Origin of the sequence: Dinoroseobacter shibae DFL 12 = DSM 16493, from assembly GCF_000018145.1 — a bacterium.
GTDB lineage: Bacteria > Pseudomonadota > Alphaproteobacteria > Rhodobacterales > Rhodobacteraceae > Dinoroseobacter > Dinoroseobacter shibae.
The window spans coordinates 2,327,498-2,351,368 of sequence record NC_009952.1 but is presented as its reverse complement, the minus strand read 5'-3'; the positions used below and the strand labels follow the sequence as shown (position 1 = coordinate 2,351,368).

Here is a 23,871-nt window from a genome sequence, read left to right as displayed (position 1 = left end):
ATCTACAGGTTTCGCCACGTGGTTTCCAGACAATCCTGCGTCAGAACGGCAGGCGATCCCGCAGGCCGGCAAGGCTCATCGCGCCCAAGAGCAGCGGCGCGCGTAGGGCCGCGCCGCCGGGGAAGGGCGCATGGGGCAGGGCGGCAAGCTGGTTGAACCGCTCCGGCTCCCCCGCGGCGGCCTCCGCCATCGCCTTGCCGAAGAGCAGCGACAGCGCCACGCCATGGCCCGAATACCCGCCTGCCGAAAATACCCGGGGCGAGACCTTGCGCGCAAACGGCAGGCGGCTGCGGGTGATCGCGAGCGTTCCGCCCCAGGCGTAATCGATCCCGATCCCGCGCAACTGCGGGAAGATCCGCTCGAGCGGCCCGCGCACCTTGCCGGCAATATCCGGCGTGAACCGGTAGCGATAGCTTTCGCCGCCCCCGAACAGGAGCCGCCCGTCCGGCGCGCGGCGGAAATAGTTGACCACGAACTTGTTGTCGGCGACCGCATGCCCCTCGGGCAGGATCGCATCCGCGTCCGGGCCGAGCGGTTCGGTCGCGACCATGTAGGAGTTGATCGGCATGACATGAGCTGCGGTCGCGCTGTCCAGGCCGCCGATATACCCGTTCCCGGCGAGGATGACCTGCTCGGCCGCGATGGTGGCCGCGTCCGTGGTCACGACCACATGGGGGCCTGCATCCGCGACGCTGCGTACCTGGGAGCCTTCGAAGATCTGCGCCCCCGCGACCTGCGCCAGATCGGCAAGCCCCAGAACCAGCTTGAGCGGGTTCAGGTGCGCCGCCCCGGCGTCGAGCACACCGCCCGCGTAAACCGCGCTGCCCACCAACGCGGCGATCCGGTCCCGGTCCAGTGGCGTGACCCCGTCATATCCCACTGCCGCCTGCACATGGGCGGCCTCCGCGTGATACCCGGCCACGTCTCCGGCGCGGTCCGTGGCATAGATCACCCCGGCTCGCAGATCACAGTCGAGGCCTCGCGCGACCAATTCATCGACCAGCTTCCGCGCTTCGCGAGCCAGCGCCCACTGGGCGTGGGCGGTCTCGCGGCCATAGCGCGCCTCCAGCGTGCTCAGATCCAGCCGGGGACCGGAGGCGACCTGCCCCCCGTTGCGCCCCGACGCGCCGAACCCGACCCTCTGGGCTTCGAGGACCACCACGTCATAGCCGCGCTCGGCCAGGTGCAGGGCCGCCGACAGCCCGGTATATCCGCCCCCCACGATGCAGACATCCGTATGGATCGGCCCCTGTGCCGCCGGCAGGGCGGGGCGCGCGGGCACCGTGCTGGCGTAGTAGCTCGGCGGGTAGGCCCCGTCCCGATCATTGGCGCGCAGCAGGTCCATTCACACGTTCAGAAGCAGATGCTCCCGCTCCCAGGGTGAGATCACTTGCAGGAACTCGGTGTATTCGTGGCGCTTGACGATCTCGTAGACCCGGCAGAATTCCGGCCCGAGAATATCGTGCACCGCGGTCGCCTCGGAAAACAGGTCCAGCGCCGCGCCAAGCTCCGGGGCGAGGTCCTCGGACCCGGAATAGGCATCGCCCACATATTGCGGCTTCGGCGGTTTCTCGGCCAGCAGGCCGAGATAGCCGCAGGCCAGCGAAGCCGCGATGCCCAGGTACGGGTTGCAATCCATCCCTGCCAGACGGTTCTCCACCCGCCGCGCGGCCGGGTTGGCCACCGGCACCCGCAGACCCGCCGTGCGGTTGTCCCGCGCCCATTCTAGATTGATGGGGGCGGCATTCTCCGGGACATACCGCCGGTAGCTGTTCACATAAGGCGCATAGAGCGGGACCACATCGCCCAGATGGCTCTGCAACCCGGCGATGAAATGCTGAAAGGCGGGGGTCTCGGTGCCGTCCGGCGCGGTGAAGATGTTCTCCCCCGTGGCGATGTCGGTCACCGAATGGTGGATATGCATGGCCGAGCCCGGCTCGTCCTGGATCGGCTTGGCCATGAAGGTGGCGAAACAGTCATGCCGCAGCGCCGCCTCCCGGATCAGCCGTTTGAAATAGAACACCTCGTCGGCCAGCTTCAGCGGATCGCCATGGCGCAGGTTGATCTCGATCTGGCCGGCGCCGCCCTCCTGGGTGATGCCGTCGATCTCCAGCCCCTGAGCCTCGGCGAAATCGTAGATATCGTCGATCACCGGGCCGTACTCGTCCACCGCGGACATGGAATAGGCCTGCCGGGCCGCCGCGCGCCGCCCGGTGCGCCCCATGGGCGGCTGGATCGCGATGGCCGGATCGATGTTGCGCGCCGTGAGGTAGAATTCCATCTCCGGCGCGACCACGGGTTTCCAGCCCCGCGCCTTGTAGAGTGCGATCACCCGCTTGAGCACGTTGCGCGGGGCCACCGGCATGGGCGCGCCGGACTGATCCTCGATGTCGTGGATGATCTGCAAGGTCCAGTCGGCGGTCCAGGGCGCCGGGGTCGCGGTGCTGAAATCGGGTTTCAGCACCATGTCGGGCTCGGTGAACCCGTCGAGCGCCGCCTCCGCCCAGCCGCCGGTAATGGTCTGGAAAAAGATCGAATTGGGCAGATAGAACGACATCTGCCGCGCGAACTTGGCCGCGGGCATGGCCTTGCCGCGGGCCACGCCCGCAAGGTCGGCCACGATGCATTCCACCTCGTCGAGGCGCCGCCCTTCGAGGTAGGCGCGGGCGGGTTCGGGCACGCTGGCGAGCATCCGCTCAAGCGGCGTTTCGGCCATGTTTGGGGGTCCTGTCCATGAGGAAAAAGGCGGCGATGGCCTTGGCGATCGCCATGTTGTCGATCGGTTGATCGAGTTGGAGGGCCGCGGTGTCCAGCTGGCTGGCGGGCACGTTGTCGACTGCACGCTGGGAGGTCAGAAGGGCCGACAGAACCTCGGGCGTGAACTCGGGATGCGGCTGCACGCTCCAGGCCCGGGTGCCATAGATCAGCCCGGCATGTTTGCAGAATGCGTTCGACATGAAGGTCTGCGCATCGGCCGGCGGCTCGGTCACCTGGTCGCGGTGCCAGGCATTGAGATGCAGCGCGCCCATATCCTCGGCGTAATAACTCTGCCGCCCGACCGCCCATCCGCCCGCAAAGGGCAAGACCTCGCCGCCGAGGGCCTTTGCGAGGATCTGATGGCCGAAGCAGATGCCGACCATCGGCACATGGGCGACATAGGCGGCGCGGATGAACTGCTCCAGCTTCGGGATGAAGTCATGCGCCTCGTAGGCCCCGTGGCGGGAGCCCGAGATCAGCCACCCCTCCTGCGCGTCCGGTCCGGGCGGAAACTCGAGGTTTTCGACGTCATAGGTGGTGAAGGTGAACCCGTGCCCGGTCAGAAGCGTGGGATACAACCGTTCATACCCGCCGTGCTGCTCACGCACCTCGTCGGGCGGCTGTCCACATTGGAGAATGCCGATGTCCATCTTGGCTCAGTTGTTTCCCACCTTCAGCCTAGCCTCAATTTTTCCGATCCCGCAAGCGTGTCCTGCGGTCAACGGACCAATTGTGGGCGCAGGCGCAGTTTCGGCCGCACATGGGGCGCGAGATGGCGGTTGAGCCGACGGTTGATCAGGCTGAACACGAAGATCACCGCCAGTGTCAGCAGGATGAAATAGAACGCCACGATGGGGTAGGGGATGAACGGGTTGAAGGTCTTGTCCGCGAAATACTGCGCGTAATATAGCGCATCGCCGCGCTGCTGAAACGCGGGAAAGCCCGCGAAAAACACCAGCGTCGTGGCATGGAACAGGAAGATCGCCTCGTTGGTATAGGACGGCCAGGCCAGCCGCAGCATGGTGGGCCAGGTCACCCGGCGGAACTTCGTCCACCCGGCCAGCCCGTAGGCATCCGCCGCCTCCAGATCGCCCTTGGGCACCGAGCGCAGCGCGCCGTAGAAAATCTCGCCCGCATAGGCAGAGGTGTTCAGAAACAGCACCACCAGCGCCCCCGCCCAGGCCGAGGTGAACGGGTCGAAGGCGGGCGAGACCGCCTTGAGCTGGATGAACAGGAAATAGGCGAGGAAGAACTGGATGAAGAGCGGCGAGCCCCGGAACACGAAGATGAACCAGTCCGCGGGCACCCGCAGCACCGCGCGGTCCGACGCCTTTCCCAAGGCCACCGCCGTGGCGAGGAAAAATCCGAACAGCAACGCGAAAGCCCCGAAATACACGTTCCAGATCAGGCCCGACCCGATCAGGGTGAACTGCTCGCACAGGGTGAAATCCGACCGCGGCAGCAGCCGCTCGCCATGGCCGATCGACCGCAGCGCATAGTCCTGAACCGTCTGCCAGCAGCTCATGTCGCCGGCGCCTTGCGCTGGGCTTCCCCGGCCATGGTGGCTTGACCGTGGCTCAGCCGCTGCATCAGACGCGCAAAGATGCGTTCGGACACCGAGGTCAGGGCGAGGTAGAACACCAGCAGACCCAGGAAATACCACAGCCGCCAGTCGCCATGGGGATAATCCGAGAACCGCGCGCTCTGCACCCCGCCGAGCTCCCGCGCCCAATAGACGATGTCCTCGATCCCCAACAGGAACAGAAGCGGCGTCGCCTTCACCAGGATCTGCCACAGGTTGGACAGGCCCGGCAGTGCATAGACCCACATCTGCGGCACCAGGATCCGCCAGAACGCCTGCCGCCGGGTCATGCCATAGGCCTCGGCCGTCTCGATCTGTGCCCGCGGCACCGCGGTCATCGCGCCGTAAAGGACGTTCGCCGCGAAGGCCCCGAACACCACCGCAAAGGCGATCACCGCCAAGGTGAAGCCATAGGTCTCATGCACCCATTGCGGGCTCGTGGACAAAGGCAGCTTGGCCTCGGCGCAGACCACGAAATCGTTGCCCTGCCGGACGGCCTGCGTCCAGTCGGGGCATTTCCAATGGTGACGCAGGTATTCGAGCCCCTGGTCCAGCGCGATGGGCACGAAGAGGAAGAAGGCGATGTCCGGGATGCCCCGCACCATCGAGGTATAGCCCTTGCCGAGCCAGCGCAGCGGCGCAATCTGGGACCGCGCCGCGATCGCCCCGCCGAACCCCAGAAAGAGCGCGGCAGGCGCCGTCACCACCAGAAGCAGCATCACCGTCCCGAAACTGCCGTAAAAAGCCATGTGCTTGCCCGTGGTCAGGTAACACGACAGCCAGGTCAGGCCGGACAGCGTCGATGGATCTGCGCAAAAGGCGAACATCTGGGAAAAAGGCGTCCTTCAAATACGGCCGGAGGCGGGCAGAGACCCGGCGCACCGGGTCCCGCCACGTCAGTTCAGAACAGGGCCGAGCCCGGCAGCCATTTCGCGATCAGCGCGTTGAGCGAGCCGTCGTCCTTCATGGACTGGATCGCCGCGTCGAACTTGGCGCGCAGCTCCGGGTCGCTCTCGCGCAGGCCCATGCCGATGCCACCGCCGAGCAGCACATCTTCGCCCACGAACACCAGGTCCGCGTTCTCGGTCACGAAGGGTTCGAGGAACGCCTTGTCCGCCAGCACTGCGTCGGCTTCGCCGTTGCGCACCGCTGCCACTGTCTCGTCCGGTGAGGCGAACTCGATCAGGGTCGCGCCGGTGCTGGCGATATGGCTCGCCTGGATCGTGCCGGTCTGGGCCGCGATCACGCCGCCCTCCAGGTCCACGTCTTCCGACAGCCCCATGAAGGCCGAGGGGTCGGGCTGCGTGTAGTTCTGGGTGAAGTCGATGACCTCGTCGCGCTCGTCGGTGATCGACATGCCCGCGATGATCGTGTCGTAGTTCCCCGACACCAGGTTCGGGATGATCGAATCCCAGTCATTGGTGACCCATTCGCAGGTCAGCTCGGCGCGTGCGCACAACTCGTCGCCCAGCTCGCGTTCGAACCCGTCGACCTCGCCCGCGTCGTTGAGGAAGTTGTACGGAGGATAGGCGCCCTCGGTGCCCATGCGGACCGTTGTTCCGTCGCTCGCGGCAAAGGCGGCGCCAGCCATCAGCGTGGCCAGGGCGGTGCCGAAGATCAGTGTTTTCATGTGGTGTGTCTCCCCAAAAAAGACGTAGTGATTGATTGTCATGCTGGCGCTGTTGCGCTCAGAAACTGTTTAAGACGCGCCGATTTTGGCTGTCCGAACAGAATATCGGGCGGGCCCTCTTCCTCGATCAGGCCCTGGTGGAGGAATACAACGTGATCGGAGACATCGGCCGCAAGCCGCATGTCATGGGTCACGATCAGCATGGTGCGTCCCTCGGCGGCGAGGTCCTTGATGACCTTCACCACCTCCTGCTCCAGTTCGGGGTCGAGCGCCGAGGTCGGCTCGTCGAACAGCAGCGCCTTGGGCTCCATCGCCAGGCCACGGGCAATGGCCGCGCGCTGCTGCTGGCCGCCCGAAAGCTGCGCGGGATAGGCATCGCACTTGTCGCCGATCCCCACCTTGTCGAGCAGGGCGCGCGCCCGCGCCTCGACCTCTTTGGGCGGCTCGCCCAGCACCGTCACCGGCGCTTCCATCACGTTTTCAAGGATCGTCATATGGGCCCAGAGGTTGAATTGCTGGAACACCATGGACAGGTTCGTCCGGATCCGGATCACCTGTTTCTTGTCCGCAGGCCGGCGGTCCAGACCGCTGCCGGTCCAGGTGACCGGCTCTCCGCAGAACAACACGTCGCCCCGCTGGCTGTCCTCCAGCAGGTTGCAGCACCGCAACAAGGTGGACTTGCCCGACCCCGAGGAGCCGATCAGGGACACGACATCCCCCCGCTCGGCACGTATGCTGACCCCCTTCAACACCTCCAGGGCGCCATAGGCCTTGTGCAAATCCCTTATCTCGATCACCGGAACGGTTGGCTCTGTCACGGTCTGCGCTCTCTGCTGGTCATCGCAAAGTAGGAGCCAGTTTGACCGGGATTGCAATGGGGCGGCGGGATTGGCGCTAGGAAACCCGGTGATTTTCTGACCAGTTGCCCGGGTCAAGGGCGATGCGGGCCCGCTGCTGTAGGGGCCGAAGCAGCCTGCAAGGCTCAGGCGCCGGCTTCGACCCGCTGCCGGGCCAATGCACTGTCGCGATCGTTCACGCCCAGCAGGTTCGCCGTGAGCCGCAGGAGCGAATCCTCCTCCGGGTCGCGCACCCCGTCCGCCAGAACCACGCCCCACAGGGCTTCGATCACCGCGGTCCGGTCCTCGTAGGGCACGCCATCCTTGATCGCGCGGGTGAAGCGCACCGTGTCGGGGGCCTGCGCCTCCAGCGCCTCGGCATCGCCGCGCATCTTCGTCGCCTCGAAGGGGGACAGGCCGTGCCGTTTCGCGATGATCTTGTCGATCCGGGCCTTCTCGGCCTCGGCATAATCCCCGTCGGACCGGGCGATACGCACCAGCAGGGCCGCGAGCGCGAGCCGGGCATCGGGTTCCGGAAAGGCTTCGGGCGCGGGCGCCGTCAGGCGCTTGAGCAAATCACCAAACATGCAGGGGATATAGCCTTTGAAGCGGACATGGAAAAGGGCGCGGTCGACCGCGCCCTCGAAAAGCTGCAGGGGCCCGGGATCAGGCCAGAACGATGTTGGTCGCGCTCTCGCGGCCGTCACGGCCGGCTTCGATGTCGAAGGTCACCTTCTGGTTGTCCTTCAGGCCGGTCAGCCCGGCGCGCTCCACGGCAGAGATGTGCACGAACACATCGCGGCTGCCGCCATCGGGGGCAATGAACCCATAACCCTTCGTTTCGTTGAACCATTTCACGGTGCCAGTGGCCATCCGATTTCTCCTTGGTGTGGCTGCCCGCGGAGGTGCGGCAGCTTCGGCGTCAGTGGTAGCATGTCGAAACTGAAGCCATCGGGAGACAGTGGATCGAAGTGCGGAACCGTTCGCACACTGGAATTGAGCACGGTCCGGCAAGATTGCAAGAGGTTTTTGCACCGACTTGACAGGCCAGACACGATGATGGGGACTTGGGCGGAAACCTGCAGGAGGCCGTCATGGCGCCCAACCCCCCGGAAACCCCCGATGAAACCCCAAAGGGCGCGTTGACCCTGCGTACCCTTGCGATGCCCGCGGATGTGAACGTGAACGGTGACATTTTCGGCGGCTGGGTGCTCAGCCAGATGGACATCGCCGCCGGGATCGTGGCCGGCGAACGGGCGCAGGGGCGGGTGGCGACCGTGGCCATCGATGCCATGAAATTCATCCGCCCCGTGAAGGTCGGCGACGTGCTGTGCATCTATGCCGAGATCGAGCGGGTCGGTCGAAGTTCCATGGGCGTGGCGCTGGAGGCCTGGGTGCTGCGCGGCCGGATCGGGGCGCGGGAAAAGGTCACCGAAGCCCTGTTCACCTTCGTCGCCATCGACGAGGAGGGCCGGACCCGCCCCGTCCCGAAACCGCAGGCCTAGCGCGCGGCACCCGCAATGGCGTCGCCCGCCTCGGAAACATCCTGTCCGATCCCCTCCACCGTGTTGCAGGCGGACAAAAGGAGCGGGGTGGCGAGAAGAAGGGCAAGCGCAACACTGCGGATCATGGGAGCCTCATGGAGAACGTTTTGCCGGATTTAGCCGCAGTCCCGGCGCGCTGACAAGGGCTGGCCTTTCAAAGCGCCGCCCAATCGTCGAAGCGGAACGGCGGCGCGTCTTGCGAAGGATGCGACGGCGGGGCGGGTTGCGGGGCGGGGCGTGTCATGGTGTGTCCTGTGGTTGCGTGACCTCGATATGGGCACGGCGTGCTCCAAAGCGATGGGTATTGCAAGGATATCGCGCAGCCGTGAGGCGGGGTCGCGGATTTGTGAGCGGCCGAAAGAAATCAAGAGGCTCCGCGCGGCACCCGGTCGGTTGATCCCGCGGTATGCCTGACGGGGCCGTGATCCAGCGGCGCGCGCTGCGCGCGCATGTGTGCGGCCCGTGCCGGGCCGATGCTGAAGGAGGGGGGCGCTGCCCCCGGCCGCGCTGCGCGCGCCTCCCCCGGAGTATTTTCACACAAATGAAGATGCGGACGAGGCCTGCGGGCTTACGTCTCGACATATCTCCCGGCGGCGCGCGGAGCGCCGCGGGGGCCGCGCCTTTCCCAAGGGTCAGAAGTCGAACAGCTCCATCAGGAAGCTTTCCTTCTTCTTGCGCTTGGGGCCCCGTCCGCCGGGATAGTCGTCGTCGAATCCACGGGTCGGCTGCGGCGCCGCGGCGGGGACGGAGCGTTCGATGATCTTGTCCAACTCCCCCCGATCGAGCCAGACCCCCCGGCAGCTTGGGCAGTAGTCGATCTCGACCCCGCTGCGGTCGGTCATCACGAGCTCGGTTCCGTCGATCGGGCATTTCATGGGCGTCTCTCCGTTTGTTCCTTTTACAGATGGGATCGGAGCGTCCCATGAAAAGACCTCACTCGAACATCTCCATGATCTCCCGGTGCAGCGCCTCCACCTCGGCCACGGCGGCGCCCTTGCGGGCGGCCTCTTGCGCGCCGAGGCCCTGGCCCAGGGTCTCGGCATAGACGATGCGGTTGGCCAGGTGCGCGTCCGCCAGGTCCGCGGCGGTCTGGCCCGCCGCCTCGGCCACCTCGGCGCCCAGCCGCGTGCCCGCCCGGGTCCGGTTCAGCACCAGCAGCGTCGGCTTGCCCACCCGGTCCGCGAGATCCAGTACCCCTTCGGTCGCCCACAGATCCACATGGGAGGTCGCCACCGGCACCACCACCAGGTCCGCGGCGCGCAGGGCGGGCTTGAGATCGCTGTCCACCTTGGGCGGCGTGTCGATGATCACCAGGTCGCAGGCCTTCGACAGCTTGCCCACCTCATAGCCCACCCCCCAGGCCGAGGCGGTGGAGAACTCCATGTCCGGAACCCCCTCCAGCCGCTCCAGCCGGGTCATGAACCACCGGCCCAGCGAGCCCTGGGGGTCGGTGTCGATCAGCGCCACGCTCTGGCCCGCCCGCAACCCCGCCACCGCGAGATTGACCGCCAGCGTGGTCTTGCCCGACCCGCCCTTTTGCTGTGCCACGGTTATGATCTTGCCTGTCATCTCTGTCCCCTGCGCTCCACAGGACACAATTTGCGGTGATTCCGAACCAGACGCACGCGAAATGTGGGAGGGCACTGGACAGGCGCGTGAATTTGTCGGGAATTTGGGCGGGACATGACACGGCTTGGTCTCCTCCTGCTGCCTCTTCTGCTCGCCGCACCCGTTCAGGCCGGACCCTGGCCGCAACCGGACGGGCAGGTCTTCGTGTCCGGAACGGTCGAACATGCCGGCGGAGATGACTGGGTCGGCACCGGGTATGGCGAGTACGGCCTGACCCAGAACATCACCCTGGGCTTCGACAGTTCGGTCACGGCCTTCGTGGGCGAGGGCTACGTGTTCCTGCGCTACCCGATTCTGCAATCGGACGGACCGAACCGGTTCGCGGTCCTGGGCGGGGTGGGGGCCTCGGGCAATCTCGAACGCGGGGTTCAGCCGCTCTGGGTGATCGGGGCGAGCTGGGGCAGGGGGCTGCAATACCCGTTCGGCAACGGCTGGGCCGCGGTGGATGCCAGCATCCGCTTCCGCGAGGAAAACAGCTTCGCCAGCACGCGGTTGACCAAGCTGGACGCCACGATCGGCTGGCAGCGCGACAATCGCGACCTCGCCATCCTGCAGATCCAGACCTCCGAAGAGCGCGGCCAGGACGCGCTGATCAAGTTCGCGCCGAGCTATGTGTGGCACTTCACCGACTGGTTCCAGCTGGAAACAGGCGTGACCGTGCCCCTGGCCGGGGATGACGTGGCCAAGGTCAAGATCGGGGTCTGGTCGCAGTTCTAGGGGCCGCGCTCAACCGGGCGTTTCGAACACGGCCGCCACGTCGTAAAGCACCGGCTCGAAGCTGCGGCACATGTCGCTGATCTTGCGATTGCGCGCGCGCATCTCGTCGCTGCGCAGCATGGCCTGGAAATCCTCCCGCCGGGCCCATTGGCTGTAATTGGCGATCCGGGTCTGGGCGTCGTTCACATGCAACCCGGCGGAGATGAAGCCGGGTTGCTTCGAGATGAAACTGGCATAGGCGTCGGTCAATTCTTCGAGCAGGTCCTGGCAGGTGCCGGGCGTCACCTCGAAGGTGGTCAGAACGGTTTGCTGGTTCGTTGTCTTGGCAATCTGGGGCATGTCGGGGTCTCCTCCCCCGACAGCCTAGACCCAATTCCGTCCCTTTGGCTAGCGGATCACATGGACCGAGCAGGGGGCGTGCCGCACCACGCGGCTGGCGGTGGAGCCGAGGAAGAAATCCTGCAACCCGGGCTTGTGGGACGAGATCACGATGCAGTCGACGCCGTGGGTGGTGGCATAGTCCACCAGGGTCGCGCCCGAATGCCCGGTCACGACCTTGACCGTAACGTCCTCGGGCATTCCCAGCTCGGTGGCGAGCGCCGTTTCGAATTCCTCGATCCGGTGCGCGGTATGGTCCTCGGGCAGGTACTGGGTGGCATAGCTCGGCAGCGCTTCGAGCACGTAGAGCGCCGTCACCTGTGCCCCTTCGGCGCACAGCGCCCGGCCAAGGGCCAAGGCATCCTTGCCGGTTTCCGCATGGTCGATATCGACCGCTACCATCACATGTTTGTACATAAGATTGGTCCTTGTCTCAGGTGTTTGGCTCCGCGACACTGCTATCAAGTCCGGGCGGCGCGCGCCTTGATTGAAATCATGATCCGGAATTCAGCCATGCCTGACAAGATCAATCCGATCCGCGACACCGACGCCGAGGCCCGCGATCTCGCACGCGGGCTCATCGCGGGGGCGCGCTTCGGGGCGCTGGCGGCACTGGACCCGGCGACCGGTGCCCCGGTGGTCACGCGCATCGCGGTCGGGCTCGATCCGGCGGGCCATCCCCTGACGCTGGTCTCCGAGCTGTCGCACCACACCAGGGCGCTGGAGGCCGATGCCCGCTGCTCGCTTCTTCTGGGGGAGCCGGGGCCCAAGGGCGACCCGCTCACCCATCCCCGGATCACGCTCCAGGCCACCGCCGCCTTCACCCGCCACGGCACGCCGGACTACGCGGTCTTGCGCGATCACTACCTGCAAACCCATCCCAAGGCGCAGCTCTACATCGATTTCACGGATTTCCACTTCGCCCGGTTCCAGGTGAGCGGTGCCGCGCTCAATGGCGGCTTCGGCAAGGCCTACAGCCTGACGCCCGCCGATCTCGGCCTCGGCTGAGCGCGCGGCTCACCAGCCCTCGGTGCCCGGCCCGCCCTTGACGATCCCGCGCAGGTTCGAGGTCACCCAGCCGCCATAGAAGGTGCCGGGTTGCTCGCTCGCCAACTCTTCGCCCACGAAACAGGCCTCCATCCGTTCCGGATAGAACGCCACGTAATCCTTGAGGGCCGCGAAGCGCGCGGTCGGGGCGCTGTAGCTCCAGGCGGCCTTGTGGCTCACCATCCGGTCGGCCTTCACGTCGAAATACCGCGCGCGCCCCTTCCATTCGCAAAACGAGCTGCCCGGCGCCGGCACCAGGGCGGTCTTCAGGATATCCTCGGGCGGGAAGTAATAGGTCGGCGCGTGATGGGTCTCCAGAACCCGCAGGCCCTTCACCGTCTCGGCCACCACCAGCCCCGAGAACACCACGCGCAAACGCACGCCCACCGGCTCCAGGGCCGGTGGGCGTGGGTAGTCCTGAACGTCTTCAATGGCGAGTTCGGTCACGCAGGCCTGTCATGTTCGGGAGGGTGGCAATGCACGTCTTTGCCCGACCCTAACACGCGCGCGCGACCGATACCACGGCCCAGACCTCGCCCGGACCCCGGCTCAGACGGGCCGATCCGCGCGCACGGTCACATGCACGGTGCCCTTGCACGGTTCGGGCCAGTTCAGCCGCACCTGGTCGCGCTCCGGCCCGTGGTTGAAGTTCATCGTCGGCATCGCATAGACCAGCCGCCCGGTGTCGTCGGTGATGTTGCCCTCGGCGATCACCCCGGTGACGAACCGCGCCCGCCCCTCGAAGGGCAGGTAGCCATCGGTGTCCAGCACCCATTGCTGCGCCTCGGTGTTCTGCTCCAGTGGCAGGGTCACCGGGTTCACCGTGATCCGGGTGATCGCGTTATAGGCATTGGCGTCGAAGGTGACGTTCCGCGTGCGGCCCACATCCAGCGGCGCGATGGAGGCATCCACCCCCTCGACCCGGTCGATCTCGCCATTGATCGACTTGAACACATTGTCCGACACGCTCAGGCCCTGGATGAAATGACCCGCGCCATAGGGCTTGATCTGGATGAACCGGAACCAAGGCCCGGCGCCGTTCACCGTGAAGATGTTGCCGGTGATGGTCAGCCCGCCAAAGGACAGCTCGACCCCGAAATCCGGCGTCGCGTCATGCTCGTTGGTCCATTCCAGGGTGCTGTTGTCCAGGTAGTTGCCCGTGAAGGTGGTCTTCACGTTCAGGTTGGTCAGCACGATGCCCGCCGTGCGCGGCCCGCCCAGGGTGCCATCCCCCTGGAACCAGTGGTTCCCGGTGAAGATATGGCCGGCCCCGTGCACCACCATGAAATGCTTGAACCGCACCGCCCGGTTGTCGCGGATCTTGGCATCGTTGGCATTGATGTTGATCCCGATGGAGGTCCGATCGATCACATCCTCATCGATCTCCGGCGACAGGAACTGGCAGCGATCCACATGCAGGTTCTGACACCCCACCCCGTGCGAGGTGATCGCGCGATCCTTCGGCTTGGTGAAATCGCATTCCTCGACCGCGAACACGTCGCCATCGGGCGCCAGCAGAATGCCCGAGGCGTTCTCGTTCAGCCGCAGGTCGATATTCTGCAAGGTGAACTTGGCCAGCCGCGAGAAGCCGCTGAAATCCAGCGCATACTGGAACTTGCGGAAGGTGTAGGTCTGCGTTCCCTCCGCATCGTACAGAGGCTGGCTCAGGGTCAGCCGCCGTGCGCCCACGTTCACGTCGCGGACATAGACCTCGCGGCCCACGCCCTCGCCCTCCACCAGGCTGCCGGGCTGGATCTGCGCGATGTTCTCCACATCGAACAGCTCGAAGGGCGTGTTGACCGTGTAGCTCGCCGCCGAGCTGGCCTCCACCGTGTCCCAGGCGGGGCTCGGGGCGCAGTTGAACTGCCCGTTGCGGATCACCCGGCGGATGGTCGAGGTGTCCTTGTTGCCCACCGCGGCATGGATGTCGATCGGCTCGGTCAGCGAGATCGACCGGCCCGACAGGTCCAGAACATCGTGGTCCGAGAAGTTCAGATAGGTCTGCACCGCCTTCTTGAAGGCCAGAACCTCGTCCCCGAACGCGTCGAAATAGGCGTTGAGATTGAAATTCCGCGTCAGCGACAGCCGCTTGTTGTCGGGCATGGTCACCGTGCCCTCGAACCGGGTCTCGGCGGTCATGGTCACATGCTCGGCCAGGAAATAGAGCCCCTCGGGCACCAGCACCCGGCGCCCGTTCGCGGCCGCATCCGCGGCGATGAAGGCGGCACTGTCATCGGTCACCCCGTCGCCGCGCGCGCCGTAATCCTTGACGTCGACCCAGTCCATCATCTTGCGCAGATAGACCGTGGTCACATCCTCGATCCGGATGTCGTCGATCCGGATCAGCCCGCCATTGGGCCCGCTCAGGTCCAGCCCGAAATGCCCGTAGATCGGCGTGGTGCCCCAGGCCATGTCGACGCCGCCGCGGCTGCCCGAGCCGACGATGGCCGAGATCTCGTAAACCTCGCCGAAGCTGTCGATCGAGACCAGCGGCCCGTCCTCGACGATGCCGCCCACGCTCGCGCCGCCCGCGGCCCCGGCCCAGGCCCCGATCCGCGCATCGGGCAGCGCGCCCGACAGCACCTTGACCCGCGCCGTGATCCGCAGGTAGCAGCCCGGTAGGATCGGCGTCTCGCCCTTGTAGCGGATGCGCGTGGTGTTGTTGACCTTCTGGATTTCCAGGCAGCTGCCGAAATCCGCGTCGGACGGCACCAGAACCGCGTTCGGTGCCCCGTTCCAGGTCGCGGTCGGCGGTGTCCCATTGCCCTGGGACCACACATCCAGCCCCGCCGAAAACGGCGGCGGCATCAGATCCAAACCGTCGGTGATCGCCTTGTTCATCCGAACCCCTTTCGATTGACATACAGGCGCAGCTCACCCCGCGCGTTCTGCGCCAGGCCGAAAACCCACTGTGCTCTGTCGGAAAATGCGCCGGACGGATCCGGCATTGCGGGCAGATTACCCCGGGGGTGTTAACGCCTCGGAAACCCGGCGTACGCTCACCCCCGGCGCAACAGCAGCGAGCCGAACCCGGCCCCCACCAGCATCGTGAGCCCCACCAGGGCCAGCCCCCCCGGCAGCTCTCCGAAAAAGAGCCAGCCCAGGATCGTCGCCGCGATCAGCTGGAAGTAGACGAACGGCGCCAGCTGGCCCGCCTCCGCCCGCCGGAACGCCATGACAAGCATCAGGTTGCCCAGGGTCGAGCCCGCCGCCGACCATAAAACCAGCCCCGCCACGGGCCAGCTGAACGCAGGCACCGTGCTCAGCCCGAACGGGGCCAGCACCAGCGCCGCAATCGCCACCTGCGACAGCAAGAGCGCCCGGGGCCGCGCCACATCCGCCACCCACCGGCTCGCCACCAGAAAGAGCCCGTAGAACACCCCCGCCGCCACCGCGAAGCCCAGCCCCACGGTCATCCCGAACCCCGGCTGCACCACCAAGAGCACCCCCGCGAACCCCATCAGCAGCAACAGCGTCCGCCCGGTGGACAATCGCTCCCCCAACAGCACCCCCGACAGGAAATAGGACAGGATCGGCCCGACGAAGAACGCCCCGAACACATTGGCCAGCGGCTCGGTCCTCAGCGCCGTCAGGATGCAGGCCACCCCCGCCCCGATCAGTGCTCCGCGCAGCCAGATCCGCCAATCGAGAAAGATCCGCGACTCGAACGCCCCGGCCATGAACGGCAGCACCAGCACCACGCCCAGGGCAAACCGGCTCCAGCCCACGAAAAACGGTGACACACCCGCGCCCACGAGCATCTTGCCCGCGGTGTCGCCCAGCGGGATCAGGCTCATGGCCAACAGCATCAGGGCAACCGTGCGCGCCATGTCGCCTCCGGGGGGCAGGGCAGGGATCAACCCCCTCCGCTTAGGGCAAAGCGGCGCAGATTGACAAGCGCGGACGCGCTCTCTTGTTCCGGCCCGATTGATGCGCTTTAGTCGGGCCATGTCTGGCGCAAACACACCCAAGGGACGCGTGATGAACCGGCGCGCCCTGCTGAGCGGGCTGGCCGCGCAGGCCGCCCTTCTGCCCGGCGCCGCCCGCGCGCTCGGCAGCTCGCCGCACCCCGCGCCCCGACCCGACGGGCTCTGGCGCCGCGCCGTGCCCGAGCTCGGGGAGCTGCTGCGCGCCGCCGATCTCGGCGGACAGACCAGCCTTGCGGTGATCGACCTGCGCAGCGGGCTGGCGCTGGAATCCGTCGCCGGGGGCACCCCCCTGCCACCGGCCAGCGTCGCCAAGGCCGCCACCGCGCTCTACGGGCTGCGCGTGCTGGGGCCGGAACATCGCTACACCACCCGCCTGCTGGCCACGGGCCCGATCCGCGCGGGCCGCCTCGACGGCGACCTGATCCTCGCCGGCAGCGGCGATCCCAGCCTCGATACCGCCGCCCTGGCCGGGCTTGCCGACCGGTTGCGCGCGGCCGGGGTCTCGGAGGTCGCGGGCGCGCTCCGGGTGCAGGGCAGCGCGCTCCCCGAGATCCGCTCCATCGACCCGGGCCAGCCCGACCACCTCGGCTACAGCCCGGCCATCGCGGGGCTCAACCTCAACTTCAACCGGGTCTATTTCGAATGGAAACGCCAGGGCAGCGACTATGCCATCACCATGGACGCCCGCACCGGCGCGTTGCGCCCGCAGGTGCGCGTGTCGTCCATGTCGGTGCAGCCCCGGAACCTGCCGATCTACACCTACGAACAACGCGGCGCAGCCGACCACTGGACCGTCGCCCGCGACGCCCTGGGTGCCGAGGGCGGCCGCTGGCTCCCGGTGCGCAACCCGGCCGCCTATGCCGCGGACGTGTTCCGCACGCTCTGCGGCGCGCAGGGCATCCGCGTGACCCTCGGCCCGCCCCTGGCGGTGCTGCCGGACACCGCGACGCTCATCGCCAGCCATGACAGCGAAACCCTCCCCGGCCTGCTGCGCGGGATGCTGAAATACTCCACCAACGTCACCGCCGAATGCATCGGCCTGACCGCTTCCACCGCGCTCGGCGCCCGCCCCGACAGCCTCCAAGCCTCCGGCGCGCAAATGGCCGCCTGGCACAGCGCCCAACTGATGGGCGCAGGGCCGATCCGCTTTGCCGACCATTCCGGCCTCGGCGACCGCTCCCGCATCTCCAGCCTCGACATGGCCCGCCTGCTGAGCACCCATGGCACCCGAACCGCGCTCACGCCGCTGCTGAAACCCTACCTGCCACGGGATGCCAGCGGCGCGCGCATGGCCAGCGCCCCGGCGCAGGTGGTGGCCAAGACCGGCACGCTCAACTTCGTCTCCGGCCTCGCAGGCTACATCACGCCACCCTCGGGCCGCGCGCTGGCCTTCGCGATCTTCTCGGCCGACATCGACCGCCGCGCGGCCCTCAGCCGCGCCGAACGCGAACGCCCCGAGGGGGGCCGCGCCTGGGCCCGCCGCGCGCGCCGTTTGCAAAATGATCTCGTCCTGCGCTGGAGCCGCCTCTACGGCGCCTGACCCCCCCGTGTCCGGGCCCACGCGTGGCAATGTCGCGCCCTGCGTCGACAGAAACGAATGACGCCCCCAGGACACCTCAGCCCCGTTAACCTTGACGGCTCCCCAAGGGATCCCTCCCGACGCGCCCCCCAAACCCTGCCCTTCGGGCCATTAACCTTAACGGCCCGGCGGCACACCGAAGGCCCCCGGGTCAGCCCCCGTGGGCCGCGCCTGCCTTCATCTGTGCGAAAATACTCCGGGGGAGTCGCGCAGCGACGGGGGCAGCGCCCCCACACGCCCGGCCTCAGGCCCCGACGCTGGTATCGCGCAGGATCTGCACCCCGTTGATCCGCCATCCGGCCTGGTTGCGGATCATCTGGTATTCCAGCAGATGCGATCCCCCCTGGGCGTCCCGGATGCGGACCCGCTGGTACAGGCTCCCGCCGCGATCCTCCAGCTCCAGGAACCGCACCTCCGCGGGCCGCCACACCATCGGGTAGCCGTTGCGCACCATGCTGCCGAAGCGCTGCCAGGTGCCGAACATGGTCTGGATCATCGGCGAGGCATAGGAAAACGCCTGGGCGAAATCATCCGCCTTGAACGCCTCCAGCTGCGCCCCGATCACCGCCTCGATCTGCGCGGCATCGGCCCGCGCGCCCGTGGCGGCGAAGGCCAGCGCCGTTGCGAGAAAAGTCCGTCTGATCATGGAAAGTCCTCCGGGTCGCTCCGGCCCAAGACCTATCCCGAACCCGCCCCGGGTCAATCCGCGCGGCCGATGGCTCGCCCCCGAACCCTCAGGCGGCGTCCCCGATCAGCTCCCCGGCCAGCGCCCGGTCGATCAGATCCGCCGTGGCCTCGGGGCCGTAAAGCGCCGCGAACCCGCCAAAGCGCGGGCCCTCGGACGCGCCCAGCAGCACCTCGTAAAGCGCCTTGAACCAGTCGCGCAGATTGGCGAACCCGTGCAGCTTGCCGATGGCGAAACACACCGATTGCAGGTCCTCGTCCGACCCGTAATCCAGCGTGGTGACCGCACTCTCCTGGCCTGCCGCCGCGTTCTTGCGCGCGATCATATCGGCGCCGAGACCGGGGTCGCGCAGGGCCTTGGCCAGATCCGCCATCGCCGCCCGCTCCTGGTCGCTGGGCGCGCGGAAGCGGCGCGTCGGCTTGATCCGATCGTTGAAATACCGCACCGCGAAACCCGCCGCCGCGTCCAGACCCGGATGGGTCTCGGCGGTGGCCTCGGGGGCGTACTTCCGGATGAACCCCCAGAGCGCATCCTTGTTCTCCGCACCCGACACCGACGCCAAGTTCAGCAGCATCGCGAACGACACCACCATGTCCGAGCCGGGCACATCCGCCCCGTGGATATGGAACACCGGGTTGTTCAGCTGCCCCTTGGCGTCCTGGCCCGGATAGGCGCGCAACTGCTGGTGATACTCGTCCACCGCCTTGGGGATCACGTCGAAATAGAGCCGCTTGGCGGTCTTGGGCTTGAGATACATGAAATATTGCAGGGATTCCGGCGCGGCATAGGTCAGCCACTCCTCCATGCTCAGCCCGTTGCCCTTGGACTTGGAAATCTTCTGCCCGTTCTCATCGTTGAACAACTCGTAAGACAGGCTCTCGGGCGGCCGCTTGCCAAGCGCGCGACAGATCTTGCTCGACTGGGTCACGCTGTCGATCAAATCCTTGCCCGACATCTCGTAATCCACGCCGAGCGCGGCCCAGCGCATGGCCCAGTCGGGCTTCCACTGCATCTTGACGTTGCCGCCCGTGACCGGGATTTCCACCCGCTCGCCATCCGGCTCCTCATAGACGATGGTTCCCTTCGCGACGTTCCGCTCCAGGGTCGGGACCTGCAATACGTGGCCCGTCTTGGGGCTGATCGGCAGGAAACACGAATAGGTCGCCTGCCGGTCCGCGCCCAGGGTCGGCAGCATGATCTTCTGGATCTCGTCGAACCGCTCCAGCGCCACCAGCAACATCTCGTCGAACTTGCCGGAGGTGTAATACTCCGTCGCACTCGCGAACTCGTACTCGAACCCGAAACTGTCGAGGAACTCGCACAACCGCGCATTGTTGTGCTGGGCGAACCCCGCATGGGTGCCGAACGGGTCGCGCACCTTCGTCAGCGGCAGGTTCAGGTCCGCGCGCAACTCCTCCTGCATGGGCACGTTGCCGGGCACCTTGCGAAACCCGTCCATGTCATCGGAAAAACAGATCAGCTTGGTGGGAATGTCGCTCAGCAATTCGAAGGCGCGGCGCACCATGGTCGTGCGCGCCACCTCCCCGAAGGTGCCGATATGCGGCAACCCGCTCGGTCCGTACCCGGTCTGGAACAGCACATGGCCCTTCTCCGGCGCGCCCTTGGCATAGCGTTTGAGCACCCGGCGCGCCTCTTCGAACGGCCAGGCCTTCGACGCCATCGCAATCTCGCGCAAACTCTCGGTCATCTGCTCTTCCTCGGGGGGCTCGGAAACGGGGCGGGCAAACCGTCACCCGCGTCCGCGCTGCCTATTGCGGGCGCGCGCGCAGGTCAATATCTAGGCCGCATGCACCCAGAAAGGACCCAGAGATGAGCACCAACCCGCTACTCAGCCCACAAGACGCCCTGGTGGCGCTCATGGTGGCCGCCTCCGCGTCCAACGAGCATATCGAAACCTCCGAGCTGGTGAAAATCAACCAGACGATCAACCACTTGCCGATCTTCGCGGATTTCGACGCCGACCGCCTGCCGACGCTCAGCCGCGCGGTGTTCGACCTGTTCGAGGAGGAAGACGGGCTTGATGCGCTCTTCGGGCTGCTGCGCGAGGCCCTTCCGGCGGAGCTCAACGAGACCGCCTATGCGCTGGCCTGCGACGTGGTCGCCGCCGATGGCACGCTCGACGAGCCCGAGCTGCGCTTTCTCGAAGAGGTCCGGTTCGAACTCAATGTCGACCGGCTCAACGCCGCCGCGATCGAGCGGGGCGCACGGGCGCGTCACATGACCCTGGGCTGACGCACGAAAAAGGGGCGCCGCTCGGCGCCCCCGGAACCCTTACTGCACAGCCTGCGCTGGCGCATTTTCACGCGCCTCCCGGCTTTCGGCGGCTCGGCTGTCCTCGCCCGGCGGCTGCACGTCGAGCATCGGCACCGTCACCTCTTCCTCGCGTGTGGTCACCTCCACCTCCGGCACGTCCACGGTCATGGTCTCGTCCACGATGTCCACGTCGCCCACGGTGGTCTCGTACTCGGGCAGCTGGCCGCCCTCCACGTCGATCTCCACATTCGGCAGTTGCGCGTCCTCTGTCTGCTCCACGTCGATCATGTAACTGGCGGCCGCAATGGCGACCACGGCGACGGCGCCGACCCCGATGATAAGTCCCGTTTTCATGTTCTGTCCTTTCCAGGCGTGATGTCCGTTTCACAGGCTCAACGCCCAAACCCCTGGAAAGTTTCCCGAACCCCCCGAGCGCCCCGCGCTACCAGTCCCCGCGCGCCCGGATCTCCGACGAGGACAGGTCCACCAGCGGCACGTTCACGAAGGCCCAGGCCGGGGCCTGCGCGCGGCCCAGCCCGGCCGCCCCGCGCCGCGCACCCGCAAACCGCTGTGCCGCCGGGGCACGCAGGGCGGCCAGCCGCTGCCCGGGCCGGGCCAGAACCCCCACGGGCACCTGCGCCATGATCTCGTCCCACCGATCCCAGCGATGGAACTGCGCCAGGTTGTCCGCCCCCATCAGCCACACGAACCGCACCCCGGGATAGCACCGGCGCAAGCCCGCCACCGTCTCGGCGGTGTAGCGCGTGCCCAGCTCCGCCTCGATCCCGGTGATCCGCACCCTGGGATGGCGCATCAGCGCCCGCGCCCGGGCACAGCGCAGCGCCAGCGGGGCAGGGGGGTTGGGCTTGAGCGGGTTGCCCGGACTGACCAGCCACCACACCCAATCCAGCCCGAAGCGCGCCAGGGCCTGTCGGGTGATATGCACATGCCCCCCATGGGCCGGATCGAAGGATCCGCCCAGCAAGCCCACCGTCTGGCCCGTCCCGGCCATTGGCCACCCTGACCGCATCCCGCCTCTCCTGTGCCAGGGGCCTTGATGGGGGCCGCCCGCGGCCAAGTCAATTCCATGTCGACCTGCCCGGCCCGACTGCCTAGGTTTGACCCATGCCCACCGGCCTCCGCCTCCTGCTCGCGCTCTGCGTCCTGCTGCTGCCCGCCGCCGCCCCGGCGGAGGTGCGCGACGATGCCAACACGCCCGCCGCCAACGCGGTGGTCTCGCTGGGGCGCTGCACCGGCACGCTGATCACGCCGACCGTTATCCTGACCGCAGCCCATTGCATCGCCCCACATCAACGCCTGCCCGCGCTCGATTCGGCGCCGCCTCGCTGCGCCCGCTTCCCCCAGCAGCACGAGATATCCAAAGAGCCCCACGAAGACCCCTTCGCCTGGACAACCTTCCCCACCCGCGCCGCGCCGGTCGCGCGCTTCGGCACCGACAGCGCCAGCCGCCGCATCTCCATGAAGGCCGAGGCCTACAGCCTGCCGGCCTGCGCCGACATGGCGCTCCTGCGACTGTCCCACGACGTGCCGAGTGCGGTGGCCACGCCGCTGCCGGTGCTTGTGACGGGCCCCGAGGGCCTGCCGCCGCCCTGGCGCGACTTCCCCCTGCGCCACGCGGGCTGGGGCGCGGCGAGCGTCGAGGAGCTCGACGGCGCCGTCCGCCAGACCGGCACCGTGCGCCCCTGGACCGAGAACGCCTGCACCCTCTTCGCCCTGCCGCCCGTGCGCCCCAACGGCGCGCGCATCCTCACCGGCGACAGCGGCAGCCCCCTGCTGGCCATGCTGGAGACACCGCAAGGCCCGCAGGAACACGTCATCGCCGTGCTGTTTGCCAGCGGCACGCCGGATATCGCCACCTGCGGCCCGCCCGCCCTGCGCGTGCCCCAGCGCCACGGGGCCTACACCGCGACCTGGCGCAAGGCCCTGCCCGAGAGCGACGCGACCGATCTGGGCGCCTGGCTCACCCACCACGCCCCCGACGCCGTGCGCACCTGGCCCGACCTCACCCCGCCGCCGGGCTGAGCCCCCCGCGCCCTGCCGCGCGATCGGCCCCGGCCAGACCGAACCGGTCCGCCGGTGACGACACCGCCCCCGTTCGCGGCGCCCCCCCGGCCCACGCGCAAACCGCCGAAGGCGGCCCTCTGCGCGCCGCGACACTCTCTCGTTGACTCACATTAAATGATAAAATATATTTTTTATTTATAATCTTTATCCGGAGATGCCCATGACCCGACTCATTCCTCCCATCCTGGTTCTGATCCTGCTCTCGGCCCTGGTCCCTCTGCGCGTCTTGCATCCCGAAACGCTGGTGATGCGCGCCAATGCAGCCATGCCTTGGGATGTTCCCCTGTCGCTCGGTCTCGTGGTGCTGGCCTGGGCGTTTTGGCATTTCAAGCGCCGGGATGCCGAGATCCACACCTTCCGGCAACCGAAGGTCATGGTCACCGACGGACCGTTCCGCTACAGCCGCAATCCGATGTATCTGGGCTTTTTCCTGCTGCTTCTGGCGGCGGCCTTCTACGTCAACACCTGGTGTGCGCTGCTTGCCCCATTGGCCTTTCTCCTGACCGCGATCTTCTGGTACATCCCGCATGAGGAAAAGCGGATGCGAGACACCTTCGGATCCGCCTATGACGACTACGCATGGACAACAAGACGATGGATCTGAATGGCAAGGCCCAAGCCCGATACGGATAAGATCAGATCGCGGCTGATCGCCGAGGCGGAAGCCCAGCTCGAAGAAACGGACGGTCGGCGCTTGGTCTTGTCGGACCTGGCGGAACGCGTGGGCATGTCCCAGTCCCATGTGCACACGTTCTTTCCGACCAAGGCCGACCTGATCCGGGAACTTGCGGCCCGGTGGTTCGACGCTGTCGAAACCGCCTCCGCAGACGCGGCCAGCGCCGATGCCCCGCCCGACGCGCGTCTGGAGCAATGGGTGCTCTCCATCCTACGGATCAAGCGCGACCGCTTCGATGCAAACCCCAAGCTGTTTCGCGCCTACCTGGAGCTTGCCGGCGCGCATATGGACCTCGTCCAGTCCCACGCCGCCGCCCTGCGCGCCGATCTCGCGCGGATCCTGCGCGATCTGGTCGGGGCGCAGGACGCGGACCACGCCGTGCCGCTTGTCGAGAATGCGACCCTTCTGTTTCGCACACCCCAGAACATCGCCGCCTACCGCGCCCGCGCCACGGACGAGGCCGCGCGGGCGATCTGCCACCTGCTGACCCGCAGTCTTGCGCGGTCGAAGGGCACCTAGCCAG

Annotated in this window: 29 protein-coding genes; 8 read left to right on the top strand and 21 right to left on the bottom strand. The window is 67.0% G+C overall.

Going from position 1 to position 23,871, the window contains the following annotated elements:
- Window positions 1-40 precede the first annotated feature (40 nt).
- From DSHI_RS11320 to DSHI_RS11280, 9 genes are all read right to left on the bottom strand, one after another.
- Window positions 41-1,345 carry an NAD(P)/FAD-dependent oxidoreductase gene (locus DSHI_RS11320; protein WP_012178894.1) on the bottom strand — a complete coding sequence of 435 codons (1,305 nt, stop codon included), beginning with the start codon at window positions 1,343-1,345 and terminating at the stop codon, window positions 41-43.
- The gene (locus DSHI_RS11315) at window positions 1,346-2,716 is read right to left on the bottom strand and encodes a glutamine synthetase family protein (protein ID WP_012178893.1); all 1,371 of its coding nucleotides are present in this window, start codon (window positions 2,714-2,716) and stop codon (window positions 1,346-1,348) included. It lies immediately after the preceding gene.
- Window positions 2,697-3,407 (bottom strand): type 1 glutamine amidotransferase, encoded by a 711-nt coding sequence (locus DSHI_RS11310; RefSeq protein WP_012178892.1) that lies wholly within the window; start codon window positions 3,405-3,407, stop codon window positions 2,697-2,699. The genes DSHI_RS11315 and DSHI_RS11310 overlap by 20 nt, the downstream gene beginning before the upstream one ends.
- Before the next feature lie 68 nt (window positions 3,408-3,475).
- Entirely contained in the window at window positions 3,476-4,282 is an 807-nt protein-coding gene (locus DSHI_RS11305) for an ABC transporter permease (RefSeq protein ID WP_012178891.1), read from the bottom strand.
- Window positions 4,279-5,166 carry an ABC transporter permease gene (locus DSHI_RS11300; protein ID WP_012178890.1) on the bottom strand — a complete coding sequence of 296 codons (888 nt, stop codon included), beginning with the start codon at window positions 5,164-5,166 and terminating at the stop codon, window positions 4,279-4,281. Before DSHI_RS11300 ends, DSHI_RS11305 begins: the two co-directional genes overlap by 4 nt.
- 74 nt (window positions 5,167-5,240) lie before the next feature.
- On the bottom strand, window positions 5,241-5,969 hold the full coding sequence (locus tag DSHI_RS11295; protein ID WP_012178889.1) for a transporter substrate-binding domain-containing protein: 729 nt from the start codon (window positions 5,967-5,969) through the stop codon (window positions 5,241-5,243).
- Window positions 5,970-6,007: 38 nt separating this feature from the next.
- Window positions 6,008-6,787, bottom strand: coding sequence for an ABC transporter ATP-binding protein (locus DSHI_RS11290; protein ID WP_012178888.1), 780 nt, complete (start codon window positions 6,785-6,787; stop codon window positions 6,008-6,010).
- Window positions 6,788-6,951: 164 nt separating this feature from the next.
- On the bottom strand, window positions 6,952-7,392 hold the full coding sequence (locus DSHI_RS11285) for a tellurite resistance TerB family protein (protein WP_012178887.1): 441 nt from the start codon (window positions 7,390-7,392) through the stop codon (window positions 6,952-6,954).
- A 79-nt stretch (window positions 7,393-7,471) separates the two neighbouring features.
- Window positions 7,472-7,678, bottom strand: coding sequence for a cold-shock protein (locus DSHI_RS11280; protein ID WP_012178886.1), 207 nt, complete (start codon window positions 7,676-7,678; stop codon window positions 7,472-7,474).
- A 221-nt stretch (window positions 7,679-7,899) separates the two neighbouring features.
- Between DSHI_RS11280 and DSHI_RS11275 the strand changes: the two genes are divergently transcribed.
- Window positions 7,900-8,310, top strand: coding sequence for an acyl-CoA thioesterase (locus DSHI_RS11275; protein WP_012178885.1), 411 nt, complete (start codon window positions 7,900-7,902; stop codon window positions 8,308-8,310).
- Here the strand turns inward: DSHI_RS11275 and DSHI_RS21745 are convergent.
- The 3 genes from DSHI_RS21745 to parA form a co-directional block, all read right to left on the bottom strand.
- Entirely contained in the window at window positions 8,307-8,435 is a 129-nt protein-coding gene (locus DSHI_RS21745; RefSeq protein ID WP_083768381.1) for an entericidin A/B family lipoprotein, read from the bottom strand. The two genes, DSHI_RS11275 and DSHI_RS21745, sit on opposite strands and share 4 nt — an antisense overlap.
- A 546-nt stretch (window positions 8,436-8,981) precedes the next feature.
- The gene (locus tag DSHI_RS11270; RefSeq protein WP_012178884.1) at window positions 8,982-9,224 is read right to left on the bottom strand and encodes a TFIIB-type zinc ribbon-containing protein; all 243 of its coding nucleotides are present in this window, start codon (window positions 9,222-9,224) and stop codon (window positions 8,982-8,984) included.
- A 58-nt stretch (window positions 9,225-9,282) separates the two neighbouring features.
- Window positions 9,283-9,918, bottom strand: coding sequence for a ParA family partition ATPase (parA, locus tag DSHI_RS11265; protein WP_012178883.1), 636 nt, complete (start codon window positions 9,916-9,918; stop codon window positions 9,283-9,285).
- Between the two features lie 114 nt (window positions 9,919-10,032).
- On the opposite strand from parA, the gene DSHI_RS11260 reads away from it, so the two are divergent.
- Window positions 10,033-10,695, top strand: coding sequence for a hypothetical protein (locus DSHI_RS11260; RefSeq protein WP_012178882.1), 663 nt, complete (start codon window positions 10,033-10,035; stop codon window positions 10,693-10,695).
- A 9-nt stretch (window positions 10,696-10,704) separates the two neighbouring features.
- Here DSHI_RS11260 and DSHI_RS11255 read toward each other — a convergent pair whose 3' ends face one another.
- Together DSHI_RS11255 and DSHI_RS11250 are read right to left on the bottom strand one after the other, a co-directional pair.
- A complete protein-coding gene (locus DSHI_RS11255; protein WP_012178881.1) occupies window positions 10,705-11,034 on the bottom strand; it encodes an antibiotic biosynthesis monooxygenase family protein in 330 nt (109 codons plus the stop codon).
- Window positions 11,035-11,082: 48 nt separating this feature from the next.
- A complete protein-coding gene (locus tag DSHI_RS11250; RefSeq protein WP_012178880.1) occupies window positions 11,083-11,490 on the bottom strand; it encodes a universal stress protein in 408 nt (135 codons plus the stop codon).
- Window positions 11,491-11,586: 96 nt separating this feature from the next.
- On the opposite strand from DSHI_RS11250, the gene DSHI_RS11245 reads away from it, so the two are divergent.
- Window positions 11,587-12,081, top strand: a complete 495-nt coding sequence (locus DSHI_RS11245) for a HugZ family pyridoxamine 5'-phosphate oxidase (protein WP_012178879.1) — start codon at window positions 11,587-11,589, stop codon at window positions 12,079-12,081.
- 9 nt (window positions 12,082-12,090) lie between these two features.
- On the opposite strand, the gene DSHI_RS11240 is transcribed toward DSHI_RS11245, so the two are convergent.
- The 3 genes from DSHI_RS11240 to DSHI_RS11230 form a co-directional block, all read right to left on the bottom strand.
- On the bottom strand, window positions 12,091-12,567 hold the full coding sequence (locus tag DSHI_RS11240) for a DUF427 domain-containing protein (protein ID WP_012178878.1): 477 nt from the start codon (window positions 12,565-12,567) through the stop codon (window positions 12,091-12,093).
- Window positions 12,568-12,669: 102 nt separating this feature from the next.
- Entirely contained in the window at window positions 12,670-14,961 is a 2,292-nt protein-coding gene (locus DSHI_RS11235; protein WP_012178877.1) for a glycosyl hydrolase family 28-related protein, read from the bottom strand.
- 158 nt (window positions 14,962-15,119) lie between these two features.
- Entirely contained in the window at window positions 15,120-15,950 is an 831-nt protein-coding gene (locus DSHI_RS11230; protein ID WP_012178876.1) for a DMT family transporter, read from the bottom strand.
- Between the two features lie 151 nt (window positions 15,951-16,101).
- Here DSHI_RS11230 and dacB point away from each other — a divergent pair, with 151 nt between their 5' ends.
- Window positions 16,102-17,589: a D-alanyl-D-alanine carboxypeptidase/D-alanyl-D-alanine endopeptidase gene (gene dacB / locus DSHI_RS11225; RefSeq protein ID WP_012178875.1), complete on the top strand. Its 1,488-nt coding sequence runs from the start codon at window positions 16,102-16,104 to the stop codon at window positions 17,587-17,589.
- 283 nt (window positions 17,590-17,872) lie between these two features.
- Here the strand turns inward: dacB and DSHI_RS11220 are convergent, their stop codons facing one another.
- Both DSHI_RS11220 and DSHI_RS11215 read right to left on the bottom strand, forming a co-directional pair.
- The gene (locus DSHI_RS11220; protein ID WP_012178874.1) at window positions 17,873-18,274 is read right to left on the bottom strand and encodes a DUF4864 domain-containing protein; all 402 of its coding nucleotides are present in this window, start codon (window positions 18,272-18,274) and stop codon (window positions 17,873-17,875) included.
- Window positions 18,275-18,362: 88 nt separating this feature from the next.
- Entirely contained in the window at window positions 18,363-20,021 is a 1,659-nt protein-coding gene (locus tag DSHI_RS11215; RefSeq protein WP_012178873.1) for a lysine--tRNA ligase, read from the bottom strand.
- Between the two features lie 122 nt (window positions 20,022-20,143).
- Between DSHI_RS11215 and DSHI_RS11210 the strand changes: the two genes are divergently transcribed.
- Window positions 20,144-20,566, top strand: coding sequence for a tellurite resistance TerB family protein (locus tag DSHI_RS11210; protein ID WP_012178872.1), 423 nt, complete (start codon window positions 20,144-20,146; stop codon window positions 20,564-20,566).
- A 39-nt stretch (window positions 20,567-20,605) separates the two neighbouring features.
- On the opposite strand, the gene DSHI_RS11205 is transcribed toward DSHI_RS11210, so the two are convergent.
- Both DSHI_RS11205 and DSHI_RS11200 read right to left on the bottom strand, forming a co-directional pair.
- Entirely contained in the window at window positions 20,606-20,941 is a 336-nt protein-coding gene (locus tag DSHI_RS11205) for a hypothetical protein (RefSeq protein ID WP_012178871.1), read from the bottom strand.
- Between the two features lie 88 nt (window positions 20,942-21,029).
- A complete protein-coding gene (locus DSHI_RS11200; protein WP_012178870.1) occupies window positions 21,030-21,617 on the bottom strand; it encodes a nicotinate-nucleotide adenylyltransferase in 588 nt (195 codons plus the stop codon).
- A gap of 95 nt (window positions 21,618-21,712) precedes the next feature.
- Here DSHI_RS11200 and DSHI_RS11195 point away from each other — a divergent pair, with 95 nt between their 5' ends.
- The 3 genes from DSHI_RS11195 to DSHI_RS11185 all read left to right on the top strand — a co-directional run bounded on the left by DSHI_RS11195 (window position 21,713) and on the right by DSHI_RS11185 (window position 23,867).
- Window positions 21,713-22,630, top strand: a complete 918-nt coding sequence (locus DSHI_RS11195; protein WP_012178869.1) for a trypsin-like serine peptidase — start codon at window positions 21,713-21,715, stop codon at window positions 22,628-22,630.
- A 202-nt stretch (window positions 22,631-22,832) separates the two neighbouring features.
- A complete protein-coding gene (locus DSHI_RS11190) occupies window positions 22,833-23,276 on the top strand; it encodes a methyltransferase family protein (protein ID WP_012178868.1) in 444 nt (147 codons plus the stop codon).
- Window positions 23,277-23,867 (top strand): TetR/AcrR family transcriptional regulator, encoded by a 591-nt coding sequence (locus DSHI_RS11185; protein ID WP_012178867.1) that lies wholly within the window; start codon window positions 23,277-23,279, stop codon window positions 23,865-23,867.
- The last annotated feature ends 4 nt before the right edge of the window (window positions 23,868-23,871 follow it).